18 protein-coding genes and 2 tRNA genes are annotated in these 20058 nt (G+C 46.7%); 12 read left to right on the forward strand and 8 right to left on the reverse strand.

Annotation, left to right across the window (positions count from 1 at the left end):
* Positions 1-78: 78 nt before the first annotated feature.
* The 4 genes from ACIDITHRIX25_RS000000102950 (at position 79) to ACIDITHRIX25_RS000000102965 (ending at position 5081) form a co-directional block, all read left to right on the forward strand.
* A complete protein-coding gene (locus ACIDITHRIX25_RS000000102950) occupies positions 79-735 on the forward strand; it encodes a response regulator (protein WP_052604009.1) in 657 nt (218 codons plus the stop codon).
* A 383-nt stretch (positions 736-1118) separates the two neighbouring features.
* Complete coding sequence (locus tag ACIDITHRIX25_RS000000102955; RefSeq protein ID WP_201733616.1) at positions 1119-1559, forward strand: universal stress protein; 441 nt, start codon at positions 1119-1121, stop codon at positions 1557-1559.
* A gap of 745 nt (positions 1560-2304) precedes the next feature.
* The gene (locus ACIDITHRIX25_RS000000102960) at positions 2305-4023 is read left to right on the forward strand and encodes a matrixin family metalloprotease (RefSeq protein ID WP_201733617.1); all 1719 of its coding nucleotides are present in this window, start codon (positions 2305-2307) and stop codon (positions 4021-4023) included.
* A 311-nt stretch (positions 4024-4334) separates the two neighbouring features.
* The gene (locus tag ACIDITHRIX25_RS000000102965; RefSeq protein WP_201733618.1) at positions 4335-5081 is read left to right on the forward strand and encodes an SDR family oxidoreductase; all 747 of its coding nucleotides are present in this window, start codon (positions 4335-4337) and stop codon (positions 5079-5081) included.
* Positions 5082-5205: 124 nt separating this feature from the next.
* Here the strand turns inward: ACIDITHRIX25_RS000000102965 and msrA are convergent, their stop codons facing one another.
* Positions 5206-5844 (reverse strand): peptide-methionine (S)-S-oxide reductase MsrA, encoded by a 639-nt coding sequence (msrA, locus tag ACIDITHRIX25_RS000000102970; RefSeq protein ID WP_052604603.1) that lies wholly within the window; start codon positions 5842-5844, stop codon positions 5206-5208.
* Positions 5845-6169: 325 nt separating this feature from the next.
* Between msrA and ACIDITHRIX25_RS000000102975 the strand changes: the two genes are divergently transcribed.
* The gene (locus ACIDITHRIX25_RS000000102975) at positions 6170-6463 is read left to right on the forward strand and encodes a Dabb family protein (protein ID WP_201733619.1); all 294 of its coding nucleotides are present in this window, start codon (positions 6170-6172) and stop codon (positions 6461-6463) included.
* Between the two features lie 26 nt (positions 6464-6489).
* Here ACIDITHRIX25_RS000000102975 and ACIDITHRIX25_RS000000102980 read toward each other — a convergent pair whose 3' ends face one another.
* Both ACIDITHRIX25_RS000000102980 and ACIDITHRIX25_RS000000102985 read right to left on the reverse strand, forming a co-directional pair.
* Complete coding sequence (locus tag ACIDITHRIX25_RS000000102980; RefSeq protein ID WP_052604605.1) at positions 6490-7491, reverse strand: prephenate dehydrogenase; 1002 nt, start codon at positions 7489-7491, stop codon at positions 6490-6492.
* 91 nt (positions 7492-7582) lie between these two features.
* Complete coding sequence (locus ACIDITHRIX25_RS000000102985; protein ID WP_052604606.1) at positions 7583-8494, reverse strand: prephenate dehydratase; 912 nt, start codon at positions 8492-8494, stop codon at positions 7583-7585.
* A 320-nt stretch (positions 8495-8814) separates the two neighbouring features.
* Here ACIDITHRIX25_RS000000102985 and ACIDITHRIX25_RS000000102990 point away from each other — a divergent pair, with 320 nt between their 5' ends.
* From ACIDITHRIX25_RS000000102990 to ACIDITHRIX25_RS000000103010, 5 genes are all read left to right on the forward strand, one after another.
* Positions 8815-9354: an RsmD family RNA methyltransferase gene (locus tag ACIDITHRIX25_RS000000102990; protein WP_052604607.1), complete on the forward strand. Its 540-nt coding sequence runs from the start codon at positions 8815-8817 to the stop codon at positions 9352-9354.
* Positions 9355-9436: 82 nt separating this feature from the next.
* On the forward strand, positions 9437-9916 hold the full coding sequence (gene coaD / locus ACIDITHRIX25_RS000000102995) for a pantetheine-phosphate adenylyltransferase (protein ID WP_082058826.1): 480 nt from the start codon (positions 9437-9439) through the stop codon (positions 9914-9916).
* 458 nt (positions 9917-10374) lie between these two features.
* Entirely contained in the window at positions 10375-11301 is a 927-nt protein-coding gene (locus ACIDITHRIX25_RS000000103000) for an NADP-dependent oxidoreductase (RefSeq protein WP_201733620.1), read from the forward strand.
* Positions 11302-12648: 1347 nt separating this feature from the next.
* On the forward strand, positions 12649-13002 hold the full coding sequence (locus tag ACIDITHRIX25_RS000000103005) for a GntR family transcriptional regulator (protein WP_052607213.1): 354 nt from the start codon (positions 12649-12651) through the stop codon (positions 13000-13002).
* Complete coding sequence (locus ACIDITHRIX25_RS000000103010; RefSeq protein WP_052607212.1) at positions 12999-13688, forward strand: hypothetical protein; 690 nt, start codon at positions 12999-13001, stop codon at positions 13686-13688. The genes ACIDITHRIX25_RS000000103005 and ACIDITHRIX25_RS000000103010 overlap by 4 nt, the downstream gene beginning before the upstream one ends.
* 195 nt (positions 13689-13883) lie before the next feature.
* Here ACIDITHRIX25_RS000000103010 and ACIDITHRIX25_RS000000103015 read toward each other — a convergent pair.
* From ACIDITHRIX25_RS000000103015 to ACIDITHRIX25_RS000000103030, 4 genes are all read right to left on the reverse strand, one after another.
* Positions 13884-13956, reverse strand: a tRNA-Val gene (locus ACIDITHRIX25_RS000000103015).
* Positions 13957-13983: 27 nt separating this feature from the next.
* The gene (locus tag ACIDITHRIX25_RS000000103020; protein ID WP_201733621.1) at positions 13984-16080 is read right to left on the reverse strand and encodes a glycogen debranching protein; all 2097 of its coding nucleotides are present in this window, start codon (positions 16078-16080) and stop codon (positions 13984-13986) included.
* Positions 16081-16241: 161 nt separating this feature from the next.
* A tRNA-Cys gene (locus ACIDITHRIX25_RS000000103025) sits at positions 16242-16313 on the reverse strand.
* A 109-nt stretch (positions 16314-16422) separates the two neighbouring features.
* Positions 16423-16563 carry a hypothetical protein gene (locus ACIDITHRIX25_RS000000103030; RefSeq protein ID WP_201733622.1) on the reverse strand — a complete coding sequence of 47 codons (141 nt, stop codon included), beginning with the start codon at positions 16561-16563 and terminating at the stop codon, positions 16423-16425.
* A gap of 691 nt (positions 16564-17254) precedes the next feature.
* Between ACIDITHRIX25_RS000000103030 and ACIDITHRIX25_RS000000103035 the strand changes: the two genes are divergently transcribed.
* A complete protein-coding gene (locus ACIDITHRIX25_RS000000103035; RefSeq protein WP_201733623.1) occupies positions 17255-17920 on the forward strand; it encodes a hypothetical protein in 666 nt (221 codons plus the stop codon).
* A gap of 136 nt (positions 17921-18056) precedes the next feature.
* Positions 18057-19292, forward strand: a complete 1236-nt coding sequence (locus ACIDITHRIX25_RS000000103040) for a geranylgeranyl reductase family protein (RefSeq protein ID WP_201733624.1) — start codon at positions 18057-18059, stop codon at positions 19290-19292.
* Between the two features lie 151 nt (positions 19293-19443).
* Here the strand turns inward: ACIDITHRIX25_RS000000103040 and ACIDITHRIX25_RS000000103045 are convergent, their stop codons facing one another.
* Positions 19444-19992 carry a pyridoxamine 5'-phosphate oxidase family protein gene (locus tag ACIDITHRIX25_RS000000103045; RefSeq protein WP_201733625.1) on the reverse strand — a complete coding sequence of 183 codons (549 nt, stop codon included), beginning with the start codon at positions 19990-19992 and terminating at the stop codon, positions 19444-19446.
* Positions 19993-20058: the final 66 nt, after the last annotated feature.

The following is a 20058-nucleotide window of genomic DNA, read 5'->3' on the forward strand; positions in this document are numbered from 1 at the left end:
TTCAATTCGAATAGGGTCAAATGACTCCATTAATATCCAAATGCCGTTCATTTGCTATCTTAGATTAGTTTAAGTCATGTGGCAATACGTGTATTCTTGGTAGATGATCATGAGGTAGTTCGACGTGGCCTCGCGAGCTTAATCGACGTGGAAAGCGACATAGAAGTCGTTGGAGAAGCGGGGGGCGTTGCTGATGCGTTGGCGCGAATCCCAGCAGTGCAACCTCAAGTCGTAATTTTAGATGTGCGACTTCCAGATGGTGATGGAATCGAGCTCTGTAGAGAGATAAAGACCAAATCGCCAGAGATAGGATGCTTAATGCTCACATCTTTTTCTGACGATGAAGCACTTTTCTCGGCAATCTTAGCGGGAGCAGCCGGCTATTTATTGAAGCAAATTCGAAGTTCCGATCTTATTGATGGTATTCGTCGAGTTCACAATGGCGAGTCCCTTCTCGACCCCGCCGTCACAGCACGAGTCCTACAACGACTTAGAAGCCCCGAACCAGAAGACGATCTTCTATCAAAACTATCACCTCAAGAACGCAAGATCCTTAACTTTATAGCAGAGGGAATGACAAATCGCGAGATTGCCAACGAGATGTTCTTGGCCGAAAAGACCGTAAAGAACTACGTCTCAAACATGCTTTCCAAACTTGGGATGGGGCACCGAAGTGAAGCAGCAGCATATGCGGCTCGTCTCTCTGAGCGAAAGCGACTAAAGGACCACGATTAGCTTTGCCTGATGACGATCGTTGGCGATCGATGCAACCCAAAAATCGTCGACTTGAAGATTAAAAGGCTCATTTTACGCAAGAGTACCCTAGTTGAATTACCGTCGTTACTACAGCACAGTCAATAGCTCCTCCCGCTCTGATTTTCAATTAACAGATGAGTTCAATCTATCTAAAATGAAGTTTAGGCGGTGGCGCAATCCTCCATAAATCAGCTTTCATAGTCGATACACAGGCTCTATGAAAAAATCCTAGGAACAATCCCTAGTAAAAAAGGCTTAGGGACTAATGTCCTTAAAACAAATAGCAATATGGCAATTCATTTTTTCTTATAAGTGTGCGATAATGTTGGCATGCGAACGAACCTATTGTGGAGATGATAGAAATGTCGATCAGAAAAGAATTTTCGAGGGTAGTTGTTGGTGTAGACGGTTCACCGTCCTCGAAGGCGGCTTTAGAATTTGCGGCAGAAGAAGCCAAACTACGTCATGCAGTGCTGGAAATAGTTCACATCTGGGGATTGCCTACAATGGCATATGGCGGATATGTAAGCCAATTAGATGATTTTGAAAAAGATGGTGTAAAGTTCCTAGACGAGATTACAACGAAGGCCAAGGAGAGCTATCCCGACATTACGATCGAGTCAACAATCCGCCAAGGACCTCCAGCAGTGGCACTCATTGAACGTGGAAACAACGCTGACCTCGTCGTAGTTGGATCACGAGGCCATGGAGGATTCACTGGACTCATGCTAGGATCCGTCTCCCAGCAACTCGCTCATCATGCAAATTTTCCGTTGGTGATAGTGCGCAACGCCAAAAACTAACGATAGACACAGTTTCCCAACCCAAAAACCCAAGCATCGGGCCTTCGTCAAATAGACGGAGGCCCGATGCTTAATTATGAACCCTAAAACCACATGTCGATAGCCATAGTTTCACCACAAGACACTCAAAGCCCCTAATAGAGACGACACCAATACAAGTAATCACTAAACTCTCAGACCCACATTGGCAGATGCAACAAAACGATCCCAGTGGGATCCGACGAAATTTTTACATAAAGTCCCAACTCCAAAGTGGTAGCGACTACCTCCAAGACAAGTACAGGATCTAACTCAAGCGAAGTTGGCACCAACTAATTACTACTTTTAATCGCCATAGACTAAATCACTAGAAGTGGTAATTCTAAGACTATGGCCAATCGCCAAACAACGCAGCGAAGCGCTCCGCTTGTTATCTTGGGAAATACAAGCTATCAAGAGGCAGGGAAATTCCCTGGTAATTTCAAGATCAAAGGGGTCAAGACGGATAAAGAGCGACAGAGAACAAGAGATTTCCGCAAATGACGACCTGGATTTTATAACTCCAATCACTATCGCGCCTATTTTATACTACTCATAGCACTATTTATCACTCATCGACTGCAATAGATCAGCAGATATCGCTATATCATGCAATTAATCCTTGTGATCTGCTTTCTTATCACTTTAGGTGATATTTTGCTCAAGGTCAACCACAAAACGTCCGTTGCTTAGAGCAGAATACAACCCACAGTCGGAAAGGACTCCAATGACGTGGAAGGACAAAAGTAGCCATTTAGCACCAGGACACCCAAGCCGCACAAAGGCGACTGTAATGGTGGCGTCCACCCTGATAGCGACTTTTGGAATTGGACTCGAAAATACATCCAGCTATCACCACTCTCAAAACACAGCAGCCTCAGTCAAGGGGAAAAACTCCCTTTTAGGCAACACAGCCGACGGAGTAACCCCAGTTGTTTCACCTGGACAGTTGAACCCTGCAATCTCGAATCTGAATAAGCCAATAGTTGGAATGGCAGCTACTCCAGATGGAAAAGGCTATTGGTTGGTCGCAAGCGACGGTGGAATCTTCACCTATGGAGATGCAGCCTTTTATGGTTCAGCCGGAGCAATACCACTCAATAAGCCAATAGTTGGAATGGCATCTACTCCAGATGGAAAAGGCTATTGGTTGGTCGCAAGCGACGGTGGAATCTTCACCTATGGAGATGCAGCCTTTTATGGTTCAGCCGGAGCAATACCACTCAATAAGCCAATAGTTGGAATGGCATCTACTCCAGATGGAAAAGGCTATTGGTTGGTCGCAAGCGACGGTGGAATCTTCACCTATGGAGATGCAGCCTTTTATGGTTCAGCCGGAGCAATACCACTCAATAAGCCAATAGTTGGAATGGCATCTACTCCAGATGGAAAAGGCTATTGGTTGGTCGCAAGCGACGGTGGAATCTTCACCTATGGAGATGCAGCCTTTTATGGTTCAGCCGGAGCAATACCACTCAATAAGCCAATAGTTGGAATGGCATCTACTCCAGATGGAAAAGGCTATTGGTTGGTCGCAAGCGACGGTGGAATCTTCACCTATGGAGACGCAGCCTTTTGGGGTTCAGAGGGTGGTCAAGGCATCTCAGATGTCGTTTCAATTGCACCATCTGGATCGAATGGATACCTTCTCTCAGGACAAGACGGGGAAGGCTATACATTTAATAAAAATACACCATTACCAACACCACTTCCGGTGGCGCCATCTAATTCACAGAGCGCTATCAACCCCTCGGGACAAAGCCTTGTAAGCTCGACAGGACTGACATGGAATAGCCAAGGAGTTTCCAGCGACAGCGGAGTTCATTTCTCGTCAGCATCACCTCCAATTGGCCAGAGCGCACCAGCAGCTGGGACTTTCGGCTTCCTAGAGACTCAACCGGGTTCATCTCTTCCCGTCCGGTACAATCCGTGCGTTCCCATCCACTATGTCGTCAACACCTCGGAAGCACCCTCATGGGGGCTATCACTTATCAAAAGCGCCTTCGCCGAACTCCATGACGCTACAGGTATCACCTTCGTCTTCGACGGAACGACAGCAACCTTTCCATCCTCTACCTATCCAGGTTGGCAAAATGGCACCCCTTCACCGATACTCGTAGCGTGGGAACATAACGGTCAAACCAATTACCTACCGGCCGGCCACAACTATGTAGGTATGGGAGGATCATCCTTTACCTATAGTTCGAGCGCTGGGCAATATGAATACATAACTGGCCAAGCAGCAATATCTTCTAGTTACAATCTATCCCAGGGACAAACGATAAATCTAGCTCTCCACGAGTTGGGCCACGTTATAGGCCTTGGACATACCTCCCAGAACAGTCAAATAATGTATCCATACAACCAATCCAACCCGACTACCTACCAATCAGGCGACCTCGCCGGACTCGCACGGTTAGGACTGGCCGCCGGCTGCCTTGATTGATTAGATCATGGAAATGATAGATCGCACAACTCCAAATCACCCCTAGCTAGCCAAACAGCCACCGTCACAAATAGCCAGAAGGCAAAAAGTTCGATGGTGGCTAAAGTCATCCAGTCAAATAAACCAACCGAAGGATCACTAGGGAAAAATCAAATCGTCTCACAAAAGTCCCTCGGAATCCCTCGAGCATTGAGAGTCGACCCTATCCATGGTCCCCCAGACCACGGGCATAGAATCAAACTTTGATATTCTCAAAAGTTTTTAACCCTTTTTGATGCTAGGGCTCGCAGGTCACTGTTATTTTCTATAACATGGAACTCGGTATCAGTGGGAAACATGCACTTGTAACAGGTGGATCAAGCGGCCTAGGCCTTGGAATTGCAAATGCACTAGCAGCCGAAGGTGTAATAGTGACAATAGCATCACGGAATGAGGCAAAGTTAGAAAAAGCAATCTCCGAAATAGGCCATGGCGCCAAAGGCTTCGTCTGTAATCTATCTCAACCCGAAAACGCAGCCACCCTAGTTGATCAAGTCGCTTCGGATCTCGGACCAATTGACATTCTTATCGCCAACGCTGGTGGCCCACGACCAGCCATGCCATCGCAATTGGCGCTCTCGGACTTTCGATTAGCGATAAACCAAAATCTACTCTCCTCCATTGGCCTCTGCCAAGGCGTAATACCCAATATGGTGGAACGGGGATTCGGTCGAATTATCGCGGTAACATCGCTTTACGTGAAGGCTCCATCTAGTCCTCTCACCCTTTCGAATACGGCCAGAACTGGACTGACTGCATATCTGAAATCTCTATCAAACGAAGTTGCGCCCAATAACATAACCGTCAATTCACTTTTGCCTGGCCTTCATCAAACACAAAGATTGATCGAACTCAGCGGAGCCAACTTACAAGAACGTGCAAAGACAGTCCCATCTCTTCAGCTGGGAGACAGTGAAAGTTTTGGTAAAGTTGCGGCCTTCCTCTGTTCAAAGTGGGCTTGGTACATCACGGGACAAGCAATAACCGTTGACGGAGGACTGACGCCTGGTCTCTTTTGAGAAAGCCAGACCTAAACCATGGCCGACCATAATCCACTGCGAGACCCTCGCCTGTTGTGTGGGCTAAAGCTTTTACCTTTGTCATCTTGACCCACGTAAGTCAACTCAACCTACCAAAGCTTCATTATCGCCACGAGATTGTGCAGCTAACTCCATTAAAGCCATGGTTGCAATATCCATTCGGATTGGCATATAGGTATTGTTGATGGTAGGCCTCGCCATAGTAGTATTGCCCCAAACGGCCAACCTCGGTCCTAATCAAGCCCCGAGAGCGCTCTTGTAGTTCCTTACCATAAGCTTCTTTTGCCCTATTGGCAATGGAATATTGGGCATCGGTTGAAGCTAATACCATCGAGCGATATTGAGAGCCCACGTCATTGCCTTGCCGCATCGACTGAGTTGGATCGTGATTCTCAAAGAATGACGAGAGAACCTCATCGTAGCTAATGATCTTTGGATCGTAGACTATCCGGGCAACTTCACCGTGACCGGTACGTCCGCTACAAACCTCTTCGTAGGTCGGATTCGGAGTAAAACCCCCGCTGTAACCGACGCTAGTCGAGACAACTCCATTCAATTGCCAAAAGATCCTCTCAGCGCCCCAAAAGCAGCCCATTCCAAGAACTGCAATCTCAAGGTTAGGATCGAATGGTCCAAACAGTTCCGTCCCAAAAACTCTGTGGCGTGCGCCTAAAAAGATCGGTTCATCTCGACCTTTTAACGCCTCATTCGGACCTGTCATCTTAGAAACTTTCCCAAACATTTAACTTGTTTTATCCTTCCAAAATCGGATCGAGGAACTTCAATTGTTTTGAGAGACAAAAAACCGACTATCTAAACCAACACAACAGGTCAAAAACGAAAAATATTCACACAGCTACCATATTCTCCGGAGATAGACGGCCAGCCTAGGCCATCGGGAACACTTTAAAAGGATCAAAAGCAATGCTGGCCAAATCACCCGCGACTCGCCATAGAGTTTGATTAAGACGCTCACGTCAATCGATTCGCATCTAGAGTGGAGTTTTGTATGGACTGATCGATAATGATCGCCCTGGAAGTACCGCGATAGATAAGGAAACGGACAAATGTTACGGCACATGGTTATCTTTAAGTTCAAAGAGGGTACCGATCCCAAGGCGATCGATCTTCTAGCAGATGAGCTTTCAAAGTTCTACACCGGCTACGTTGGATTCACAAAAGCCATTCGAGGCAAAGACCTCAAACTGCGTCAGGGGAATGGCGATCTAGGCATCTGCGTCGACTTTGAAAGTGAACAGGAATTCCGAGCTTATGCTGATGACAAAGATCACCTAGAGCTGATAAAAAACTATGTAGCGCCGATCATAGAATCTCGGGCTGCAGTACAAATCGAGATCTAACACAGCAATACTATCTTCGAGAGAGATCAAGAGCTAGTAGTCACGCCTGAGACTATAAGCTCTTGATCTATCGCCTCAATGGAGTCCAGAATATATCGCTCCCGCGAAAATCGATCTACGGCAAGATGGTAGCTCGATTCATCGACCAGCGCAATAGTCTCTGCAAACCTCTCCTCAATCAGATCGACTTTAGCGGGTGAATAGAGCTTCAATATCTCAATAATCTCCTCCGCATCATCGCCGTCCAACGCTTTCAATATTGCATCCACTTTGCTCGAAAGATTTACCAGTGAATGGCGCAATATCTCTCTATTGGAATACAGAAAGCTACCAACCATAACTGGAGAGCTACGCGCTACGCGTGTTACACCAGCAAAGGAGTTTCCAGACAGAGTTTGCAGTAGAACCTGATCGTTGACCTCATTGGCGAAACTCGATGTCAGATAGGCAAATACATGAGGAAGCTGAATCGTAAAGTTGGTGACGCGATCGTGAATTGCAGGATTTACGAAGATCACACGTGAACCTAGATCGTGAACTATCAATTGTGCTACGGCCAATGACGACCTAGGATCGCTCGCGCTACCAGAAGATACAACCATGGTCCGCCCACGAAACAGGTCGAGTTCTGCCCCTTCAAAAGATGGTCGCTCATTTCCCGCAAGGGGATGGATGCCTACGTAACTAACGTAACGCGAATCAAAGTTTAAAGAAAGTACTTTAGTTTCGATATCTAATTTGGTTGAGGCCATGTCTACCAAGACAATTGGCGACTTTAGGGCTAAATCAGATATCATCTCAAGAAGTCGAATGACTTCAAATGATGGTACCGCGAGAAATACGATTTCGGAACTCTCCAAAATCTCTATCAAATTAGCCTTTATCTCGATTCCGTTAGCCTCCCCAAAGGCGCAAGCCGTCTCGCTTAGGTCAAACCCATAAACCTCATAGGATCCCTTGAGTCCAAGCATCAACGAAGAGCCGATTTGGCCCAAACCTATAATTCCCACCCTCTTGAAACCTGGCAATCGAAAGATCCTTAGACTAGCAATTTCTCAAATCCCCTGCCAGTAAGTCCAATTTACTCGAGAAGACTTAGCCGGAGACAATATTTCTAAATTAGCGACGACTCAGCGTACTGTGGGAAATAAGTGCCTCTAACGTCCCAACACTACCTCTTGGAAGGTTGGGCGAAGGAACTGAAACATCGATTCCTCGCCACCGCGGATAGGAACCTAAAAGTTTAATGGTTGCATCAAGCTCAAATAGTTCACCAACCATCGACGATATCTGTTCATCATATATATGACCCTCTAGGACAATATGCATTGCATAATTGCCAATCTTTGCCGAAAGGGGCCGAGAGAGTATGTGATTCATATTGACGCCATGGCGTGAAAATATAGCTGCCACCTCAGATAGAAATCCGACCCGATCTGAAGTCGGAGTAACCACTAACGACGTGCGATCATCCCCCGATGGCGGTGCCACTTCCCTACCCAAAAGCACATAACGGGTTCGAATATCAGGTACATCCATCACCGCATTTGCAACCAGCGAGAGACCATAACTCTCCCCCACCACCATTGGCGCTAGAGCAATCACGGTAGGATCACGATTGTCTGCGACATATCGCGCTGCCTCAGCCGTTGAAAGAGCATGGCGGGTCACAAGCGAGTGTTGTTTAATATATTTAGTACACAGATCCAAAATTAGCGGATGTGAAACGACTGTGGTTGGCTGGACTGCTGGATCTAGACAGTATGCATCAATACTCTCGGCAAGCACAACCTCTTCGCGAATCATTACATTCTCGACTTCGAAGATCAACTTGTCAAGATTGATGGTCATCTCGCCATCGGTAGAATTTTCAAGCGGAATAATTCCCAAGGCACCGGGTGTGTAATTTACGGTCTCAACCACATCAGAGATTGAGGACATAGGAAGCGGTTCGGGCCCCTCAACCGATCTCAACAACGAAATTGCCCTAAAGTCCGAGGTACCTCTAGGTCCCAGGTAACAGATGATCATTCCTTAATTGCTCCTTCAATTTCTATGGGTCATCTTAAACGGCTTCCGACAATCAGCAGGCAAAAGTCACGACAAGAATCTCCTCTCGCAATCTCAATTGAATCGAACGAGCAGAATTGAGACCAAAGTTATAGGAAAACGAGCAAACCAAGAAACAGTATCGGCAGTTGCAAGGAAAAATTATCCTAATCTTGATAGGGACGGAAGGACCCAGTTCCCAAGATAATCAAGCGTCTTTGGGCGATAATCATCTTACGAGATTCATCGCTATCCTTCATAATCTGGGGTGCAAGAACAACTAACCAAAGGCGAAATCTAGGGTGCGAATTCAATCTGGAAGCTCAAAAGGAAAAGCCATCTCCACAAAAGTCAGTGAGAAGACACGACCAACAACTGCGCGAGTGCGCAAGGCCATCTTCGATACCCTCTTTGGAAAATTTGAAATCGCCAACGCGAGTGTTTTAGATCTGTTTGCAGGGACGGGCTCCTTGGGCTTTGAGGCCGCCTCTCGCGGTGCCGCCGAGGTAGACCTAGTGGATATCGACCGAATGGCAGCCAACGCCCTTTTGCGTACAGCCACCTCCCTAGAGGAAAAATCGAGCTGTAAATTTAGAGTTTGGAACCAAAATGCCTTCATTTACCTGAGAAATGCTAACCGAGTAGATCACCCTGTGGACTTGGCCTTTTGTGATCCCCCTTACCTATTTAGCGAGTGGGACGATCTATTTTCACTTCGCCCTGGGCGGTTCCTTGTAGTTGAATCAAATCGTCAAATTGCACAACACCCCAACTATAACGAGGTTACGCTAAAGGTGTATGGTGATACCTATGTCTCGTTTCGCACGTTAGCGCAAAGCTAGATACGATTGATCGAGATAAGAGTTATCTCTTTAGCAATATTGGCATGAACAAAGATTTATCAGTTGGGTGGGATAGCAAAAGTTGAGAGTTGCACTATTTCCTGGATCATTTGATCCCTTTCACAACGGCCATATGGAAGTCGTCGAGCGAGGATCTCGTCTCTTTGACAAAGTGGTAGTTGCGGCTATGAGAAACCCTCAAAAGGCATCTGCTCTATTTAACCTTTCAGAGCGACAGGAACTCATAGAGGCATCAGTCTCTCACCTTGACAATGTAGAGATCGTCGCGCTCTCTACATTGGTTGTAAATCTTGCCGAAGAAATTGGAGCTAACGTTATCATTCGAGGACTCAGGGCAGTCTCTGACTTTGAAAATGAACTTCAAATGGCTCAGATGAACCGACAACTCTCCGGGATAGATACAATCTTTATTCCAACGTCATCTGAATATTCATTTTTAGCGTCGCGACTGCTCCGAGAGGTGGCATCCTATGGGGGTAATGTATCAAAGATGGTACCAGAGCCTATAGCTAACGCGATACTTGCTAAATTTAGAGAGTGAGTTCAATAGGAGACCGGCAATTGAACCATAGAAAATCTTCACTTGCAGCCTTGTAGTATGCATCGCTGCAACAAACCTCATCGATTGAAACTTCAATCTCATCAAAGGCAAGAATTGATCTCATGGACCCTTACTAGATAGCGGTTGTCCACTTCATAACTTTATGAAAAGAACACAATATTTCAACCAATATCTCAGAAAAGCCACGATAACCAAAACACTCTCGATCCAAGTTGACATAACAATGGTCAAATTGGATCGAACCCTATAGTTGAAACCAAATCGGATAGGTTTAAAACTCCTCAAGGCCAAGGGCCCTCGTCACGACTCAGTCAGGCATCAAAGCGTACCAAATAGCTGCTATTAGCCATCCTAGAGAAGGTCGATAGTGCCTATGTGGGAATAGGGGACAGTCTCATACGTTTTTAACAAATCGATAGTTTAGAAAGAAGAAGCAGATGAAAGCGATATATTACGAAAACTACGGCGATGCTGATGTCCTTCAATATGGAGAAGTACCTGAACCCAAGGTAGGTCCAGACTCAGTTTTAGTCGATATCTCAGCAACGTCGGTCAATCCAGTCGATTGGAAGATTACTGCTGGATACCTAGACCAGGTCTTGTATACAACCTTTCCTATCATCCCAGGTTGGGATGCCTCTGGCGTAGTAGCGGCAAAAGGACCCGCCGCCTCTGAAATAAAAGAGGGTGACGAGGTCTATGGCTACATCCGCATGGATTTCATACATGCTGGCACCTTCGCAGAGCGAATTGCTGCCCCAATCAGAACACTCGCACTCAAGCCTAAGAATCTAACCTTTGCCGAAGCAGCATGTGTTCCTCTAGCTGGCTTAACTGCCTATCAAGGTCTGGTCAACGCTCTAGGTATCCAAAAGGGCGATACCGTCTTTATAAGTGCGGGTGCTGGAGGAGTCGGTACATTTGCAATCCAGATTGCAAAATCACTCGGGGCGAACGTGATAGCCAGTGCATCTCCACTTAACCATGACTTCATTGCATCGTTGGGCGCAGAGCCCGTAACCTACGGAGCAGACCTGATAGCTGGGATCTCAAAGCAAGCTTCAGGCGGTTTGGACGCGTACTTAGACCTCAATGGCGGTCCAGAAGGCCACCGTCCGATCGAATTACTAAAGCAAAGTAACAGGGTCGCATCTATCGCCGACGCTAGTGTCGCTCAAATCGGAGGCAAATATGTCTTCGTTCGCCCGAGCATCCAAGACTTAAATCATCTAACCAAGTTGATCGAATCCGAACAAATTCGACCGATAGTCACCGAGAGCTACGCCTTAAAAGATAGCGCTGACGCCTTCAAGTCAAATATGAGTGGTCACACGCGCGGCAAAATCTCAATCGTAGTCAAATAGCACGCTCCAAATCTCCAACTAACCATTGGAATTTAGGCAATTGGCTCAGCCATCCAAAAGACAATTAGCGCGTTCAGATAGATCTCAATTACAAGATCCAAAGATTGCTCTCAAAATAGCTATCCAATAATAATTCAGCTCACCTCAAATACTCCTCCTTCATCGCGCTCTCGAAAGATACCTTCTTTGAAGGAGGAGTACCGGCCAACAGGAACATCTCAACCGATGGTCCATTATCACCAAAGGCTATGGCGAAAAAGAAGAGTTCTAAAAACGTTAAAAGATGCAGACCTAAACTTGAGTGCAACCCGAAATTGAGTGCAACCCGAAATTGAGAGTCAAAAACTAAAGTCTCCCTAATCCAATGTTGAGACGAGGTTATCTCTTTTTTAATTGGTCTAGCATTGCGGAAGTTAAAGCAGCCAAACCTTGAACAAGCTGCGCCTCTAACCCCGAGGGAATCTTGGCGTCGCTTGGGATTCGGCCATCTCTAGCCCCCATAAACGGCAGTTGACGATGATCTCGCTCATCTGAACCAAAAATGCGCGTTAGCCAAGAAGCCAACACCGGATCGGATCGGATCGAATCGAATCGAATCGAGCCTAACCAACCTGATTTGGAGGCGCACTCATGGACAAGATATTTCCAATCATTGTCTGTACAAACACCCTTAAATATCAAAGCGCGAGCGCGTAGCGACATCGAAACTACATTTGCCTGTTGCCCTTTGAAGAAAGACCCTTGCAGCAAAATGCAGCTATTCAAAGCAAGAGTGCCAGATAACTTCAACACTGCTCCGTTAGTGCTTTGATGGGCTCCCAAATGCTAAGGCTTCAAATAACTAATCCCAGAACGAAACACAAGTGCCCTAAAGAGCGCCAGAACCAGATCCGTATGAGCCTCACCCCTGGTAGGTAGTTCGAAAGAGATTACAAGCCCCACAGCCCATAAAACCACATAGCGAAAGTCACCTTTGGCGAGGCTGGTTGATGAATGCGAAGATGTCAGGTCGCTCTCATGGGTGATTGTAAGGATAAAGGCGCCCTTGAGATCAGACCGCCTACTTCGTTGGATCGCCTCATAAAAAATCCTAAAAAATCAACACGCCATTAATAATTAGATCTCATGGACCAAAACCACAAAGACCACCTCTACATGAATCGAAGATCATGGCGCAGATTATTAAGACATTGAGATCGAACCAGAAAATATCGATGGAAAGAGCTTTAATGTTGGAAACCAACGCTCCAAATCCGGAGGATGAAATCACGGTATCGTAAAAATTCCATACGAGCTCCCTAGCGAAAAAGATTGACAATAACCTAAAGTTCTATTACAATTAGAACTATGCTCATTCGTATCGACACCAATAGCTCAGTTCCTCTCTTCGAACAGATTACTAGCGCCCTTCGAAGGGCCATTGCCGATGGCTCCTTACCAGGGGGAAGCCCACTCCCACCGGCTAGAGAACTTGCAGAAGGCCTCGAAGTCAACATGCATACAGTCCTACGTGCATATCAGATTCTTTGCGCTGAAGATCTAGTAAACATGCGACGTGGACGCGGTGCGTACGTCTCTGATAACCATCCCGATTCTCGGGCACTCATAATTGAACAAGTCCAAGGACTCGTTCTACAGGCCAAAAGACTCGGCTTCAATTCGGATGAGGTAGTTGAGTTGATCAAGGGCGCTATGGCATGAAGCCAGAACAACGAAAGCCTTACATCATTTCCCTAATATTTCTTGCGGCCACAGGTTCTATCATTGTCGCGAAATCACCAAATTATCGCCTCGAGATAGGGTCAGTTATCGTGGTCACCACCTTTACATCGATAATTGTGGGGCAAATTCGTGCTCGAAAATATTTGTCGGCCCCAAAAAAGATCTCGAAGTCGGATGAATCTCAAGAGACCATAGATTTACGACCAGGCGAAAGGGCCATCTATCACAAACGGGTTACAAACCCCCTGCTTTTCGTGTTTAGCCTCGCTCTGCTCGGCATATATTTCTACTCTGGTATCACCCCAATCGAGCTAATCGGGGGTTTGGGATGGCTTTATGTAATCGGTGGCGTTTCGACCATTACGGTTCACATCGATTCCAAGGGTCTCAGGGTCATCGCTTGGCCCCTAAAAAGGCCCCAACGGTATGTTCCAATGGAAGATATAGCAAAGGCCGAGTCAATCAGGATTGGAAGATTTCACATCTACGGCATGTGTTGGCTACCTCGACGACGAGCTTGGGCATTTTTTATCCGTGGAAGAGAGGCACTTGAGGTGCACAAACAAAATGGAGAATCGCTAATTGTCACGATCACGGACTCCAAAGTCGCAGCGGGCCTCCTGAATGACCTTGGATCACAAAGGGACCCACTCTTGGATAATTAAGCATGAGACCAAAATGACAAAAAGGCAAAAACAATTTTGCTAGCTAAATTGCCACACAGCTTTGCATGCTGACTCTACCATGTCGCAACCATGTCGCAGCGCAGAGGTGATTCTCGATCAAGACTCAAGACCATACAACACTCGAACTCGTACATAGCTAGATGCCAAAGATTATTGAGGTTACAAAATCAATTGTGGGCCGTACAAGACTCGAACTTGTGACCCCTTGCGTGTCATGCAAGTGCGCTACCAGCTGCGCCAACGGCCCATATTTTGTTCTATTAAAGATAGTTGGTTATCGGGTCTCTTCGCGCAGAATTAATGCGATTAGTGAATTCGGTATTAGATTGATTACCTCGCAATAGGTCATATCGCCCAGGACCGTAGCCGCATGTCCCGTTGATGAATCCAACAAGATCGCTGCATCTGAGGTTGGGAATCTATCGGCCACACTTATCTTAATCTCGTTCTGCGAGAGATTGAAGTAGATGACGACCTTGTTGGAACTACCGCTCTCGCGCCACAGGCAGACCTCTAGGATGCGAGGATCGATCTCTGGATCACCATCGAATCCACTGGCATCGCTCTCAAGTATGGTGGCCTCTATGGAGTCACAGCAAGATATGTAGTTCTTTCTAATCTTTGATAGGGCGCACACCCACTCGCAAAATGGACTCTGGGCCATCGACCAATTGAATCCAAAGTCCACTCGATCTTGACAATATGCGTTATTATTGCCCTGCTGACTCCTCGAGAGTTCGTCCCCACCAAGCAGCATCGGAACACCTGGAGCTAGCAACAGAGCCGCTATCGCACTTCTCCGCGCAAGATCACGCATCTCTACAATCTCTACCGGCGCATTCAAACCTTCAAAGCCAAAGTTATTTGAAAGATTGTTGTCGGATCCATCTCTGTTTTCTTCACCGTTGCTATTGTTATGTTTGTAATCAAACGAAACAAGATCCATCAAGGTGAAGCCATCATGACAGGTGATAAAGTTTATCCTTCGTGAAAGCGAAAGAGGATCATTACGTCCTTCGACTATCTCCGCAACCTCATTTGGGTCACCCTGACGATTGACAAGAGCTCGCCGCATCCCATCTCGAAAGCGATCATTCCACTCAACAAAAGGTCGAGGAAAAAAGCCACGGCGGTAGCCGTTGTTCCCCAAATCCCAAGGCTCCGCAATAAGTTTGATCTTCGACAGAATCGGGTCGTTTGTCACCGCGGAGAGAACACCCCCCATAGGGGAAAAGGAATAACCATTCTTAGTGTCATTATCGCGTCCTATAGTGGTAGCTAGATCAAACCTAAAACCATCAACCCCATAGGCCTCTACGAAGTGGCGCATCGAATCAATAATCATTCGGTTACAAACCTCAGAGGCAACATTGAGCGTATTTCCGGTTCCTGTTATGTCAATGTGATAGTTGCCCTGTCCTTCCATCAAGTAGTAGTCATGCGCGCTCAAACCTCGATAAGAGAGGGTGGGGCCAGAGATATCACCTTCTCCGGTGTGGTTGTAGACAACGTCGAGGAGAACCTCTATATCAGCCTGATGGAGCAGATCAACCATCTCAGCAAATTCACTTTTAGCTGTTGCAAAATCGTTACAACTTGCATATCGAGGCTCGGGAACAAAGAAAGAGATTGGTGAATATCCCCAGAAATTTGTCAATCCATTATGAAAAAGTGCCTCAGAGTCAGCAAAGTGAAAGACTGGCAGCAACTCCAGCGTTGTGACACCTAATCTATGAAAATGCTCTATTACACTTGGATGCGATAGACCCAAGTAGGTTCCTCTAAGTGAAGAGGGAACTACCATATTTGAAATGGTCGCACTCTTTACGTGAACCTCGTAGACGGTCGTATCTCGCCATGAATATGAAGAAGCGATATCTTTGGGTCGATCCCTTTGGGCAAAATCTCCATCATCAATCTGCGCAAGAGCAACTCCAGTTATTGAATCGACCGATGACTTCGTAAGATAGTCATACGGAGCGTGGACTCTTGTGACATCGCCAAAGGAGATGTGGCCAGAAAATGACTTTGCATATGGATCAAAGAGGATCTTGTTTGAATTATAAAACAGACCATCATTTGGTTGGTATGCCCCCGATGCCCTAAGGCCATAGAGCATCTTGTCCGCTCCCGCAAATACGCCGATCCACCATCCATCGCCAATGGGTCGCAATGCACTAGTTGAAATCAAATGACGACGATCGTCAAATAACTCCAAAGATAACGACTCTGCTCTACCTGCAAAAACCTTAATGGTGTAAGTTCCATCTTGATTTTTGGTCAAACCGGGCAATAGATCTATCGATTCGAAGTCAACGGATTTGATTGGAAATCTCCTTGTAGCGTGGCCCCATAGCTGAATAATCGACACGTAAAGACTCTAGGGTAAATCTTCTTTTCGACAATGCTAGCCATATTGCGAGCACTATGGAGTTCATGACGAGATTCGCCTAAGGGCAATTCTTCTAACGAAGATTGAGTAGGCCATCGCCAGCAAGAGGAGATGTAGCCGAAAACGATCAAGAGAAAGAGAGGCGGCGAGCGGAATCGAACCGCTGTGCAAGGCTTTGCAGGCCCTTGCCTAAACCACTCGGCCACGCCGCCAGAGCTGTAATTACTGTCTAGAAAAACCTAATAGCCCTCCGGTCTTATTCCGGCTAGTTAGTGCTCTATCAGATGCGATTAGAAGATATCACCCTCTTGAAACCTTGATCTAAGCTCCAAAATTCCAGATCTTAGCCTCACAAGAGACCATCACCCCGACACTGTGGCTCGGCGCTGTTGGCTCGGCGCTGTTGGCTCGGCGCTGTTGGCTCGGCGCTGTTGGCTCAAGAAGTCGATCCAAAAGAGTCATGGCAACCTTTCAACGGCAAAAACCACCATCTCAGCCATCTCACAAGAACACACATAAAATTATCTGACTCAACCTTATGTGCCTCAACCTTGCACCCTTTTACATCGTAGAAAAATAAGAAAAATCGAACAAATCTGAGCTTGGCAAGGCAAAAAACCAAACTGCGAGTTAGTCTATACCACGCATGACAAGGGGTCACTCTCCTTGGATCGCCTTATTATCAGTGGAGCTAATTATCCGCCATGGAGCCAACTATCCCCCGTGGAACTCCTTGCAAGGCGCCAAGGTAACCTATCTTCTACGCCGAGGCAAAGACTGCCCTTAGGAATGGATGGTCTTTTTCTCTGGCCATCACGGCTCAAACACCTCGATTGGAGAAATCTATGCCAGGACGCGAAATATCAATTCACGCCTTGATCCAATCAACTTTAATCGCTCCAACTATGCTGTTTCCTATGCCTAAAACGACACACGAAGTGGCTTGGTCACCTGTAGCTAAAGTTCGCAATTACGGGGCAAAAGTTTAAAGCACAAGAGCGACCCGACCCTTAGGTTACCCAAGCATACACCGTGACCAGGTAATTTGTTTAGGGTAATTCAACTTCATCACCATGGGAACAACGGAGCGAAGTTACATATCTAGCGGAGTTACATATCTAAATGAAAGTCGGACAACTTAGAGAGAAGACAATTGCAAAGCCAATCTAGCAATCAAAAAAACGATCCCGACAAGGAGGTCACAGATCACCTCGAGTCATCTGAAGCGACCTCGGATTCTACAGAGACAAACGCCATTGAGAATTCCTCATTTGTTGGGGCAGTAAAAAAGAGTCGCCTCTCAAAATTGCAAAAGAGAATTATTCTCGGGGTGCTCCTTGTGATCTTCACCGGTGGTACCTTAGCTGGGATTCCTATTGGAGCAAAACCAAATAGTAATGTGCGAATCACGCTTGCCTATCAATCTATCGCCAAGGCATTTATGCCTCTTGACAAAGAGGGTGTCGTGCCCAAGAATATCTTCTCAGCTAGCGTAGTCCCGCTAGGTGCTTCACTCCTTGGCTTGGCCAACCTAGACATGGGCAATGGCCCCTTCGACCGAGAGATTACCTTTTCGATTCCATTCACCATCTCGCAAGCAACTACTTTCGAACAAACCGTCATAGCACACATGGGTTGGCGACTTCTCAGCCGCCAAATCACTCCAACTGGTTCAACTTTCTATCTCCAAAAGTCAGGCACTGACGGAAAGCTTTGGGAAGAAAAGGTAAACATCAAAAAGTCCAATATCATAAGCCTTGGTGCAACCGTCGCAAAAGTTACCATCTCACTTAGGCTCTTAATTGTCTCTTTCCAGTAGGACAAAGACTATTCATGGATGGGAACGTCAACTTAACTACCTTCGAATGAACAGTTGGTCCAAAAGATAGTCACTTGATCCTATGTCCACTTTCCAATTTCAAAGATCATAATCAAAAAATACCCCAGGAGTAAATTTGAATCGATATGACGTCGCGGTGATCGGTGCGGGCCCGGGGGGATCCATAGCCGCAAGCCTTCTAGCATCGAGTGGCGCAAGGGTGGCATTAATCGACAAGTCCACCTTCCCCAGAGACAAAGCTTGCGGAGATTTGGTTGGACCGCGTGCCCTAGCCCTCTTAGCCGACCTAGGCATTGACCTACCTAGAAACCGAAGGGTCGTCTCAGATATGTTATTGGTTGGACCATCGGGACGACCACTGCGACTACCGGCGGAATCTGGAATTACCTATCCGGGAAGCGGTTGGCTAATCAAACGCCGCATCTTTGATGAGACACTTTATGAAAATGCAATCTCTGGTGGTTCATTGCCAATCAGCGCTAGAGTAAACAAAATCACAAGAGCCGATGGTGGCCGATATCAAATTTACATCGGGAATTCGGCTATCAGCGCAGACTTTGTTATAGGTGCAGATGGTGCAAATTCTTTAGTCGCCAAGGAGATGAACCTCTCAGATGAGGCAAGTGCCCTCTATGGCTTTGCCATTCGAGGATATCTAGAGGCTTCAGTCGACACTCCTGTTATCTCGCTCTTTGACGAAAAGTCGATAGGGGGAGAGTCAAATGTACTCTTCCCGGGCTATGGCTGGATCTTCTCCGACTGCGAAGGAATGGCAAATTGCGGAGTTGGCATGGGAGTTCTGGGCGATAAAAAAAACGCATCGATGGCCACTCGAGCGCTACTACCCTATCTCGAGCTCCTTAAACGACAAGGTTGGATAAAGTCATCTAAATTTGACCCCGCTACCAAGCTAGGTGGCTGGCTCAAGATGGGATACCATGGAATCATCCCAGCCAGAGAAAATGTCCTACTTATAGGCGACGCCGCAGGGCTGGTGAACCCCCTTCAGGGAGAGGGAATCTATGCAGCGATGGATTCAGGTATGCGAGCAGCTAGCGCAATCTCTTCAAATCCTGGAAATGCCGCACAAATCTACCGACAGGAGCTAGAGAAAAACCATGCAGTCTATTTGAAATCAGCCGCAGCAATACAGAGGTTGGCGCTAGCTCATCCCAAACTAGCCAAAAATGGAGCAAACCTTCTGACGAGCAAATGGATGCCTTCTACAGTCGGTTCAGCTTGGGGGATCTATTGGAACGACCTTATTGAAGGAGCTGGCCATATCAAGGGAATCAAACTAGCCAAATCAGTCGCCTTTGGAGTGAAACTCTTAGCAGGGATGACCCAGTAATCAATATCAACGACTCGACAATCAGCTCAATCAATTGAGAACTCCCCAAAAAACCCATGGATAGGGCCAAAAATCAACGACAATCAAAAAGGTGTCGCGCTTTTCTAGCGGTACTTTGGAAGGGTATCAATATTTGATCAAAATTCACTAATCATGAAAGCGGGTAAGCATTCAAGCCATCAATCGATAGTTGATTATGTTTGGCCTGGTATTCGAGAAGCTTCGAATCACCTTTACGATTCAACCACCCATCTAGATCCGATCTCTCTTGTAACTCAACTGCCACAGGTACGCCAAAACCGCAAGAGTTATCGAGCCGTTGGATCTCTACCACAATGACTCCGCGAACGCCTTTGTGTGGAGGGAAATGAGCGATCAGCTCTTCAAAATCGGGGGTCTGTGGTCGCACAACTCGACCACGGCCGTGAATTCGCAAAATATTAGGGTCACCCCCAAACGAACACCACATTAGCGTAATCCGCCCATTTTCACTTAGGTGGGCTGCTGTTTCTGCTCCAGATCCGGTCAGATCTAGATACGCGACGTGATGATCATCCAAGATCCTAAAGGTATTCGATATCCCTTTAGGGGAAAGATTGATATGTCCGTTGGGATCCAGCGGAGCGCTCGCCACGAAAAAGACGCTCGATCCCTCAATCATCGATCTTTCAAAGTCGCCAATCACGGTTGCATAAGCCATAATTACCATGTTAGCGATTAAACCCAATCTTTAATTTCGTATCGAACCTGAGAAAATCTCCAGACG

This window comes from Acidithrix sp. C25 (genome assembly GCF_904848545.2).

What these genes read in the sequence shown, in the direction of transcription:
- ACIDITHRIX25_RS000000102955 (WP_201733616.1), top strand. Translation starts at nt 1,119, where the DNA reads ATGTCGATCAGAAAAGAATTTTCGAGGGTAGTTGTTGGTGTAGACGGT.
- ACIDITHRIX25_RS000000102960 (WP_201733617.1), top strand. Translation starts at nt 2,305, where the DNA reads ATGACGTGGAAGGACAAAAGTAGCCATTTAGCACCAGGACACCCAAGC.
- ACIDITHRIX25_RS000000102965 (WP_201733618.1), top strand. Translation starts at nt 4,335, where the DNA reads ATGGAACTCGGTATCAGTGGGAAACATGCACTTGTAACAGGTGGATCA.
- msrA (WP_052604603.1), bottom strand. Translation starts at nt 5,844, where the DNA reads ATGTTTGGGAAAGTTTCTAAGATGACAGGTCCGAATGAGGCGTTAAAA.
- ACIDITHRIX25_RS000000102975 (WP_201733619.1), top strand. Translation starts at nt 6,170, where the DNA reads ATGTTACGGCACATGGTTATCTTTAAGTTCAAAGAGGGTACCGATCCC.
- ACIDITHRIX25_RS000000102985 (WP_052604606.1), bottom strand. Translation starts at nt 8,494, where the DNA reads ATGATCATCTGTTACCTGGGACCTAGAGGTACCTCGGACTTTAGGGCA.
- ACIDITHRIX25_RS000000103000 (WP_201733620.1), top strand. Translation starts at nt 10,375, where the DNA reads ATGAAAGCGATATATTACGAAAACTACGGCGATGCTGATGTCCTTCAA.
- ACIDITHRIX25_RS000000103005 (WP_052607213.1), top strand. Translation starts at nt 12,649, where the DNA reads ATGCTCATTCGTATCGACACCAATAGCTCAGTTCCTCTCTTCGAACAG.
- ACIDITHRIX25_RS000000103010 (WP_052607212.1), top strand. Translation starts at nt 12,999, where the DNA reads ATGAAGCCAGAACAACGAAAGCCTTACATCATTTCCCTAATATTTCTT.
- ACIDITHRIX25_RS000000103030 (WP_201733622.1), bottom strand. Translation starts at nt 16,563, where the DNA reads ATGACTCTTTTGGATCGACTTCTTGAGCCAACAGCGCCGAGCCAACAG.
- ACIDITHRIX25_RS000000103045 (WP_201733625.1), bottom strand. Translation starts at nt 19,992, where the DNA reads ATGGCTTATGCAACCGTGATTGGCGACTTTGAAAGATCGATGATTGAG.